The organism is Olsenella sp. An290, from assembly GCF_002159535.1.
In the GTDB taxonomy this organism is placed as follows: domain Bacteria; phylum Actinomycetota; class Coriobacteriia; order Coriobacteriales; family Atopobiaceae; genus Thermophilibacter.
In genome coordinates this window covers 107,457-116,445 of record NZ_NFIU01000001.1, presented here as the reverse complement: position 1 = coordinate 116,445, position 8,989 = coordinate 107,457, and the positions used below count along the sequence as shown (strand labels likewise).

The following is an 8,989-nucleotide window of genomic DNA, read 5'->3' as shown; positions in this document are numbered from 1 at the left end:
CTACGCGAGCGGCGGCATCGGCTCCCAGGAGGGGTCGTGGAGGATCCTCCTCGCGTCACGGTGCCCCGCGACAAGCCGGCGCATGCCCGAGGAGAGGTGCGCGCGGTCCACCACGAGGATGCGGCAGAGCTCCTTGGCAAAGGTGAGCGCCGTGCCCACGGCAAAGCCCACCGGGCTGTACTCCCCGTAGAGCATGAAGTAGCGGGCCAGGTAGCCGCGGTTGCGCGTGATGTAGTAGCGCGTCATGTCAGAGGTCGAGTTGAGCTGACGGACCGAGCCGATTCCCTGGTTTGCCACCTCGCGGCGGCGCGAGAGCACGTAGTCCGGGACGTAGTAGACGTCCGTGACCTTGCTCGCAAGGTACCCGTAGAGGGCGTCGTCCAGATAGATGAAGAAGCGCGCGTCGGGCAGGCCGATCCGCTCCACCACGTGCCGGCTGAAGAAGCCGCCCTCAAAGCAGAGGGCGTTGCAGAGCTTGTAGCGCTCGCCCGCACGCCAGCCGTCGCGCGAGAGCGGGTTGTAGATGGCCAGGCGCGGCCAGAAGCGATGCTGCCAGAAGAAGTGCCCCCCGTCAAAGTCCCGGCGCTGCCCCATCACGGCCTCGGCCTCCTGCGACCAGCGCCCGAGCACCTCAAGGCCGTCCGGGGCCACCGCCACGTCATCGTCCATGACCCAGAACCACTCCGCGCCCAGCTCGAAGGCGCGGCGCACGCCCTCGGAAAAGCCGCCCGAGCCGCCCGTGTTCTCCGCCATGGGATCGTAGACGGCACGCTCCGTGCCGCCCTCCGCGTCGGGGTCGTCGTCCGTCGGGCCCCAGAGCGCGCGAGCGCGCGCGGCAAAGCCCTCCACGATCGAGGCCGTCTGCGGGGAGTTCTCGTTGTCCACCACCACGACGCGCCAGGGCGCCACCGTGAGGGAGAGGATCGAGTCGAGCAGGTCGGCGAGCATCTGCTGCCGCTTGAACGTCACGATGACGATTGCCGGTCGCCTCATTCCCGCCCCCCTGTCTCGAGCCTCCGCCCAGCGCCGTATAGTATAGGGTACGTTCTCACCAAGCCCAAAGGGAGGGGCGCATGAGCGAATCCACCACAGCTGCCCAGGACGCGACGGGCGACCTCGTCTCCGTTGTCGTGCCCGCGTACAACGTGGAGGCCACGCTCGACGAGTGCCTCCGCAGCATCGAGGCGCAGACCCATCGCGCCCTTGAGGTCATCTGCCTGCTCGACGGCCCGACGGACGGGACCTCCGCCATCGCGCGCGCCCACGCGGCCCGCGACGGGCGCGTCATCGTGGTCGAGAAGGCCAACGAGGGCTATGGGGCCACCTGCAACCGCGGCATCGCGCTCGCCCGGGGGACCTGGGTCGCCATCGTCGAGCCCGACGACGTGGTGGAGCCCCGCTGGATCGAGGGTCTCCTGTCCTGTGCCGCGCGCTACGGGGGCGCCGCGGGCGTCGACGTGGTCAAGGCGCCCTACTGGCGCATCCTGCCCGCGCAAGGCGGCGGGACGCAGCGCGTGAGCTGCCCGTACCGGGGCCGCGTCCGGCCGCGCCGCCAGCCCTTCCCCGTGGGCGAGGGCATCGAGCTCATGCTGCACCACCCCGCCATCTGGTCGGCGCTCTACCGTCGCGGCTACCTCCAGGACAGGCGCATCCGCTTCCTCGAGGTCCCGGGCGCGGGCTGGACCGACAACCCCTTCATGGTGGAGACCCTCTGCCGCACGGAGCGCATCGTCTACACGGACGAGCCGGGCTACTGCTACCGCGAGCGCGACCTCAACGAGGCGGAGTCCTTCGCCGCGCGCTCGCCGCTCACCCCGCTCGAGCGCTGGAACGACATGATGGACGCCGCGGCCCTCGCCGGGGTGGAGGACGAGCGCGTGCGCTCGGCCCTCGCCGTGCGCGGCGTCACCTACGCCCTCATCACCGTGGGCGCCGCGGGGCCGGACGCCCCGGGCGTCCAGGAGCTCGTGAGGAGCTCCATGGAGCGGCTTGACGAGGACCTCGTCATGGGCAGCCCCGCCATCAGCCCGGCGGGCAAGCGCCTCTTTGCGCGGGCGCGCGGCCTTGGCGAGCCCAAGGTCTCGGCCGCCCCCTACTACCTGCACCTCGCTCGCGAGGCGCTCTACCGCGCGCGCACCAACGGGCTCCGCTTTACGCTGGAGACCCTGCGGAGCCGTCGCGCGGGCGGGCGCGTCTAGGCCCTCTCGCGAGAAGGGCCAAAAGGCCGGCCGGGCCGTCTCAGATGAAGGCGTCCGGGGCAAGGTCGGCGACGCCGCGCCGGAAGAGCGAGACGAGCCTCGTCTGCACGCACACGAGCGCGGCGTTGCGCGCGCGGATGGGCGCGAGCAGGCTGCGCGCGGCGTTGCCCTGCGGATGCGCCACGCTGGCGGCAAGCTGGGCGCGGTCGGTGTCGATCATCTTGGCCACGATGCGACGCTGCTCGGAGGAGGGGAGCCGGCTTCGCCAGCCGCAGACCTCGTCAACGCACTCCACGAGCTGCTCGAGGTAGCGGCCCTGGAGCGCCTCGACGCTCGCGGCGTCGCCGTCGAGCCCCCAGTGGCGGAAGAGCGCCAGGAGCTCCGCGTGCTCCTCCTCGAGAACGGCGTAGTTCTCGAGGGCCGCCGTCCGGCGCGTCGTGGAGACGGGCCGCATCACGTGGTAGCCCACCCCCTCGAGCACGGCCACGCGCTCCACGTCCGCGAGGTAGTCCATCACGAAGGAGTGGTCCGTGCCGCGCGCGGGCGAGAAGCGCAGGCCCAGCTCCTCGACGCGCGAGCGCGAGAAGAGCTTGCCGCCCGTGGGGAGCAGCTGGCCGGAGGCCAGCAGCCGCCAGGCATCCGCGCGGAAGTCATGCTGGGTGGGGTAGCGCATGGGCGCCGAGGAGACGTCGGACTGGGTGACCCGACCGCTCCCGCTCACGAGGGCAAGGGAGAAGCCGCCGACCACAAGCTCGAGGGCCCCCTGATCGGCAGCCCCCACAAGGCGGGCGAGCAGGGTGGGGTCGGCCCAGGCGTCGGCGTCCATGACGGTCAGGTAGGTGCCCCGGGCCCGGGCAAGGGCGAGGTTCAGGGCCTCCTGCCGCCCGCAGCGCTCCGCGCGGAGCAGCTCGAGGCGCATGTCGCGCTCGGCCAGGGCGTCGAGGGCGCGGGTCGTGCCATCCGCCGAGCCCCTGTCCACGACGATGAGCTCAAAGTTTGCGAGGGTCTGGTTCTGGAGGCTCTCCACGGCGCGCCGCACGGTCTTCTCGGCGTCATGGACGGCCATGAGCACCGATACGACGGGCGATGTGGGCGTGTAGTGCGGCATGCCCCGCGTTCCTCTCCTACCCCGGCAACACGCGGATTATCTGCTGACTAGGGTATCAGCAGCGCCGGGACCCCCGGGGCCAGAGGGTCGCTCTTGGCAAAATGCGCACAGTGGCCAGGCCCGCGCCAAGCGGGACGGGGCGCCCCACAAGCCTCGCTCGAACGCTACGCGGCCGGGACCAGAAGCCCCAGCGCAACGTTGAGCTGGACGGCGTCGAGAAGGACATGGCCCGTCTCGGAGACGGCGCCGGACTCGTCCGTGACGGTCTCCGCCTGGGTCGGGGCCTCGGACACGGCAAGGTTGGCAAGGCCCACGGAGGAGAGTGCCTCGGCAAGGGAGAGGAGCTCCTGGGGATCCATGTCCGTGCGAATCTTGGAGAGCAGGTCCGAGGCCGACGCCGCGAGCGTCGAGACGTCCGAGCCGGAGAGCGCGGCGGCCTCCTCGATCACGTCGCCGGTCGCCACGACCACGTGGTCAAAGGTGACGCCCGCCGCGGCCGCGAGGGGCGCCACGCAGGCCGCGGAGCCCTGGGCGGCATAGAGGTCGGCCAGCGTCGTGGGCGCGTCGTCAACGGTCAGCCGGACCGTGGGGGAAATGCTGACGAGGGCCGCCGTGCCCTGGGTCGTGTTGAGGGAGAGCACGCGCGCCTCGTCGAGGGCCGCGCCGGCGTCGAGGCTCTGCGCGGTGAGAAAGAGCACGGTCGTGTGCTCGTCGGCCGAGGCCACGTACCCGCCGCCCTCGGCGAGGCCCGTCGCCCCCTGGCCCTCGAGCGCGCCCGTGAGGCCCGTGTCGCCCAGGCGGCTCTCCAGCTGCACGCGGTTCCACACGGCGCCCACCACGATGGCCGCAATCACCAGGACCACCGCGCAGACGACCCCGCCGATCACGTTGCGGTACGGGGTCTCCCTGGGAACGTCGATCCGCTCGAACCTCTCGCGCTGCCGCACCGCCATCGCCTCCCAAGCACGCCCGTTACCCTCAGCCCAACTGTCCCACACCGAGGGCGGCAAAGACAAGCCCCACCGCCACGGCGACGGCATAGACAAAGCCGGTGATCGCGACGTTCTGGCGGGCGCTGGCGTTGGTGCGCCACAGGACGAGCAGGCCCACGCCGCCCGAGGCGAGCAGGCCCGCGAGCATGGGGCCCGTCGTGAGGACGCCCTCGAGGTAGAGCTCGGTGATGGCGACGCTCGCGCCGCAGTTGGGGATGAGCCCCACGAGGGCCGCGACGAAGGTGGCGCGCACCGGGTGGTTGGCCAGCGCGGCGGCGAGGGCCTCGGTGCCCACGAGCTCTATCAGGAGGCCAAAGGCAAAGGTGATCGCAAGGATCCAGACGCCCACCTGGACGGTATGGACCGCGGCCGAGCGCACGATCGCCCAGCGCCCGTGGGCGTGGGAGTGGTCGTGGCCGTGCCCATGGCCGTGATCGGCCGGCTCGTCGTCACAGTGGCAGTGGGCTCGCTCGCAGAGCTCGTGGATGTGCACCCGGCCGTCGCCCGCGCGGCGCGCGGCGCGCAGGGCGGCGTCCACGGCAAAGCCCACGGCCACGCCCACCACGATCTTCACCGCCATGATGGCGAGCAGGTGCGCGGGCGGCTCCTGGTGCGCCAGGAAGACCGGCACCATCTCGTCGGAGGTGGAGAGGATCACCGCCACGAGCGTGCCCACGGTGACCACGCGCCCCGCGTAAAGGGTCGCGGCCATGGCGGAGAAGCCACACTGCGGCAGCGCCCCGAGCAGGGACCCCACCACGGGCCCCGCCTTGCCCGAGCGCTCGACGACGGCCTGCACGCGCTCGCCCGCCGAATGCTCGAGCGCCTCCATGGCCAGGTAGGTCACAAATAGAAAGGGCACGAGCTTGATCGTGTCCTCGAGGCTGTGCTCGAGGACGTGGAGCAGGAGTTCCACGAATCATCCTCCCAGAGGTTCTTCTCGGCGTCTATTCCCAGGGGGCAAGAGTTAGCCTAGGGTATTCTACCCCGACGAAGGTGAGGCCTTTCGCGGGGGCGCACGGGCCCGCGGCGGTCCGGTCGCGCGCCGCGAGGACGTCCGCCACCCACGCGGGCTTGCGGTGGCCGCGTCCCACCTCGACCAGCGTGCCCGCGATGGTGCGCACCATGTTGTGCAGGAAGGCGTTGCCCGTCACGTCGATCGCCACGAGCTCCTCCCCCGCCTCGACGACGCGCGACACCCCAAGGGAGCCCACGAAGCGGCAGGTCGGCTTGTCGACCGCCGAGGAGGCCTTGCAGAAGCTCTTGAAGTCATGCTCGCCGATCAGCGCGCGGGCGGCCTCGTCCATGGCCCTGACGTCGAGGTCGCCCCGATACCACCAGGCGTGGTCCCAGGAGAGGACCGGGCGGGCGTCGGAGGCGACGATGCGGTAGCGATAGCTGCGTGAGATTGCGTCAAAGCGGGCCGAGAAGCCCGCGGGGGCGCGGTAGAGCGCCTGCACGGAGAGGTCGTCGGGGGTGAGCGCCACAAGGCTTCGCATGAGGCGGCGCGCAGGGAGCCGGAGCTCGTCTCCCTCCACGGGCACGCTCACGTACTGCGCGATGGCGTGGACGCCCGCGTCCGTGCGGCCGGCGCAGGTGAGCTCGCAGGGGCGGCGCAGCGCCGTCTCCAGCGCGCGGCGGAGCTCGCCGGCCACGGTGCGCGTGCCGGGCTGCTCCGCGAACCCGGCGAACCCCGCGCCGCGATACCCCAGCCTGATGACGAGCGTTCCGCTCTCCGACATGCCTCCTCCTTCGTCGTTCGTGCCTACCATGGTGCCCTCACCAAAGGACGAGGGCAAGGGCCGCGCCCACGGCAAAGAGCGCGATCACGAGGCCGTCGCGCAGCGCGAGCGGGCCCGCCATCGAGGTCTGCTCGCCCGTGTAGCAGCGGTCGGACATGGCCCGAGCGAGCTCGTCGGCGCGGCGGAAGAGCCCCACGATGAGCGGCACGAGCACCTGGCCCCAGCCCCTGAGGCGCCCCACGACGCCCCCCGCGTCAAGGCGCGCGCCGCGCGCGAGCTGCGCGCACCTGATGCGCTCTATCTCCTCCATGGTGAGCGGGATGGAGCGCAGCGCCACGGAGAGCGCCGTGGACACCCCGCCCACGGGCACCCCCACGACGCGCAGCGGCGCCATCACGGCGGCGAGGCCCTCCGCCAGGGCCGGGGGCGTCGTCGTGGAGGAGACCACGAGCGCAAGGCCCACGACCAGCGCAATGCGCACGACGGCGCGGGCGCCCCGCAGGAGCCCCTCCCACGAGATCCCCGGCTGCCCCACCAGGACGACGGCGTTGGCAAGAAGCGAGAAGGACAAGATCACGAGGGCCGGCCTCAGCCCGCGCAGGACCGCTCGCGGCGTCGTGCGGCTTGCCGCGAGCGCGCCGGCAAGCAGAAGCCCCATCAGGGCAAGCCCCGCCCACGAGCGGGCGCCAAAGGAGCCGACCGTAGCCAGGATGAGGGCCGCCACCTTTGCCCGGGCGTCGAGCGCGTGGACGGGGGTGTCCCCGCGCACGTAGCCGCCCAGCGCGCCCGGCCTAGTCACGGTCCCTCCCCACCAGGGCGCGCAGCTCAACGAGCGCGGGAGGGCGGAGCCCCGTCTCGCGAAAGAGCTCGGGGGCGGCAAGCGCCCGTGCAGCGGGCGCCTCGGCGGTGACCGAGCCCTGCCGCAGAAAGACCACGCGGTCCGCGGCGCTCAGCCACTCGCCCGCGTCGTGCGTGATCACGGCGACCGCGGCGCCACCTGACGCAAGGGCGCGCACCAGCTCGAGAAGCGCCCGGCGCGAAGGCGCGTCGAGGCCCGCCGTCGGCTCGTCGAAGACGTAGGCGGCGGGTTCCGCCGCCGCGACCCCCGCAAGGGCGACGCGGCGCATCTGGCCGCCCGAGAGCTCGAAGGGCGATTGCTCGAAGAGCTCCTCCCCCACGCCGAGCGTCTCGGCGGCGCGGCGTGCCGCCTCATGCGCCCGCTCGGCGTCTCCCGTGCGCATGAGGGGGCCATAGGCTATGTCGTCAAGGACCGTGTCCGCAAAGAGCTGGTCCTCAGGGCGCTGGAAGGCAAGACCCACGTCCCCGGGCACGACGGGGCGCCCGTCAAGGGCCGCCTCGCCCTCGTCGGGCTCCTGCACGCCCGCCAGCACGCGCCCCGCCGTCGTCTTGCCCGAGCCGGATACCCCCAGAAGGAGCGTGACGCCCGAGACGGCAAGGCTCACGTCCGCGAGCGCCCGAACGTCCCCGTACGTGACAGAGACGTCGCGCAGGTCAACGGAGGGGCCCGCCGGCGCGCACGCGACGGCGCGAGGCGCAAAGAAGCCGTCGCGCCCCTCCAGATCTGCCTCACCCGAAAGGTGCTCGGCAAGGGCCCCGGCATCGAGGCGGCGCCCGGGGACGTAGCCCGAGCGCACGCCCTCGTGGACGGCCCACGCAAGCGCGTCATCGGACAGGCCGGAGCGCACGAGCAACTCCTCGGACCCCAGGAAGTCCCGGGGGGCGCCCGCGCAGACGGGCGTCCCCTCGCTCATGACGAGCACGCGGGTCGCGCCGAAGACCGCCTCCGGGGCGTGCGCCACCTCGAGCACGCCCACCCCCCGGGCAAGCAGCGCATCGACGATGTCGGCAAGACGGGCGCGCGTGGCCTCGTCAAGCTGCGAGCCCGCCTCGTCGAGGACGAGGTAGCGCGGGCGCATGGCAAGGACGCCGGCCACGGCAAGGAGCTGCTGCTGCCCGCCGGAGAGCTCCGAGGTCATCCGGCCCCCAAGAGACGAGAGGCCCGTTGCCGCGAGTGCCTCGCGGACGCGCTCTGAGACCTCCTCGCGGGCAAGGCCGAGGTTGCGCGGGCCAAAGGCGACCTCGTCCTCGACGAGCGCGCTCACGATCTGGTTGCGGGGGTCCTGACGGACGAACCCCACGGCGCGAGCCAGCTCCGTGCGGACGGGTCCTGCCGCGCCGTCAAGGACGAGCGTCCCCCGTCGCGGGCGCACCGAGCCGTTGAGGACCCGTGCGAGCGTGGACTTGCCCGAGCCGTTCCTGCCCACGAGCACCACGCGCTCGCCCGGCGCCACGCAGAGGGAGGCCCCGCGCACTACGGGCTCGGCACCATAGCCCGCCCAGACCCCGCGCGCCTCGAGCATGCGTCCCACCTCCAAAAAAAGAAAGAGCCCCGGGGGTCCGGGGCTCGGTACGTACGGTGCGAGAAGACGTGCTACTCGGCGTCCTTCTCGGCCTCGGCGGCGGGCTCGTCCGCCTTGGGCTCCTCGACGGGAGCGGCCTCGACCTTGGTGACCTTGGCCTTCGGGGCGGCCTTCTTGGCCTTGGGGGCCACGGGCTCGGTCACGAGCTCGAGAATGACCACCTCGGCGGCGTCGCCCTTGCGGGGGCCGAGCTTCATGGTGCGGGTGTAGCCGCCGTTGCGGTCGGCCCACATGCCCTGCGCGGCCTTCTCGAAGACCTCGCGGACGAGCTCCTTGTCGCCCACCTTGGCGATGGCCAGACGGCGGCTCGCGAGGTCGCCCTTCTTGGCCCAGGTGATGACACGGTCGACCTCGCCGCGGACGGCCTTGGCGCGGGAGTCGAGGGTCTTGATGCGGTCGTTCTCAAACAGGGCACGGATAAGGCTCTTCTTCATGGCCTTGGTGTGGCTGGCATCGGTGCCAAGCTTCATGCCCCTCTTCTTGTTGTGTCGCATTTCTTGCTACTCCT

General features: G+C 72.0%; 9 protein-coding genes. 1 reads left to right on the top strand and 8 read right to left on the bottom strand.

Translation table 11 applies throughout. The annotated features are described in order from the left end of the window. Positions 1-993 (bottom strand): glycosyltransferase, encoded by a 993-nt coding sequence (locus B5F84_RS00620; RefSeq protein ID WP_087319650.1) that lies wholly within the window; start codon positions 991-993, stop codon positions 1-3. Between the two features lie 80 nt (positions 994-1,073). Between B5F84_RS00620 and B5F84_RS00615 the strand changes: the two genes are divergently transcribed. Next, positions 1,074-2,198, top strand: a complete 1,125-nt coding sequence (locus B5F84_RS00615; RefSeq protein WP_087319648.1) for a glycosyltransferase — start codon at positions 1,074-1,076, stop codon at positions 2,196-2,198. Positions 2,199-2,238: 40 nt separating this feature from the next. Here B5F84_RS00615 and B5F84_RS00610 read toward each other — a convergent pair whose 3' ends face one another. The 7 genes from B5F84_RS00610 to rplQ all read right to left on the bottom strand — a co-directional run bounded on the left by B5F84_RS00610 (position 2,239) and on the right by rplQ (position 8,975). Further along, on the bottom strand, positions 2,239-3,306 hold the full coding sequence (locus B5F84_RS00610) for a glycosyltransferase family 2 protein (protein WP_087319647.1): 1,068 nt from the start codon (positions 3,304-3,306) through the stop codon (positions 2,239-2,241). A 164-nt stretch (positions 3,307-3,470) separates the two neighbouring features. Continuing rightward, the gene (locus tag B5F84_RS00605) at positions 3,471-4,259 is read right to left on the bottom strand and encodes a hypothetical protein (protein WP_087319645.1); all 789 of its coding nucleotides are present in this window, start codon (positions 4,257-4,259) and stop codon (positions 3,471-3,473) included. A 25-nt stretch (positions 4,260-4,284) separates the two neighbouring features. Next, positions 4,285-5,214, bottom strand: a complete 930-nt coding sequence (locus B5F84_RS00600) for a putative manganese transporter (protein ID WP_087319644.1) — start codon at positions 5,212-5,214, stop codon at positions 4,285-4,287. Positions 5,215-5,245: 31 nt separating this feature from the next. Further along, the gene (truA, locus tag B5F84_RS00595) at positions 5,246-6,040 is read right to left on the bottom strand and encodes a tRNA pseudouridine(38-40) synthase TruA (protein WP_087319642.1); all 795 of its coding nucleotides are present in this window, start codon (positions 6,038-6,040) and stop codon (positions 5,246-5,248) included. Between the two features lie 37 nt (positions 6,041-6,077). Next, entirely contained in the window at positions 6,078-6,839 is a 762-nt protein-coding gene (locus tag B5F84_RS00590) for an energy-coupling factor transporter transmembrane protein EcfT (protein ID WP_158094448.1), read from the bottom strand. Next, entirely contained in the window at positions 6,832-8,421 is a 1,590-nt protein-coding gene (locus tag B5F84_RS00585) for an ABC transporter ATP-binding protein (RefSeq protein WP_087319640.1), read from the bottom strand. The genes B5F84_RS00590 and B5F84_RS00585 overlap by 8 nt, the downstream gene beginning before the upstream one ends. A gap of 71 nt (positions 8,422-8,492) precedes the next feature. Continuing rightward, positions 8,493-8,975 (bottom strand): 50S ribosomal protein L17, encoded by a 483-nt coding sequence (rplQ, locus tag B5F84_RS00580; RefSeq protein WP_087319638.1) that lies wholly within the window; start codon positions 8,973-8,975, stop codon positions 8,493-8,495. Positions 8,976-8,989 lie beyond the last annotated feature (14 nt).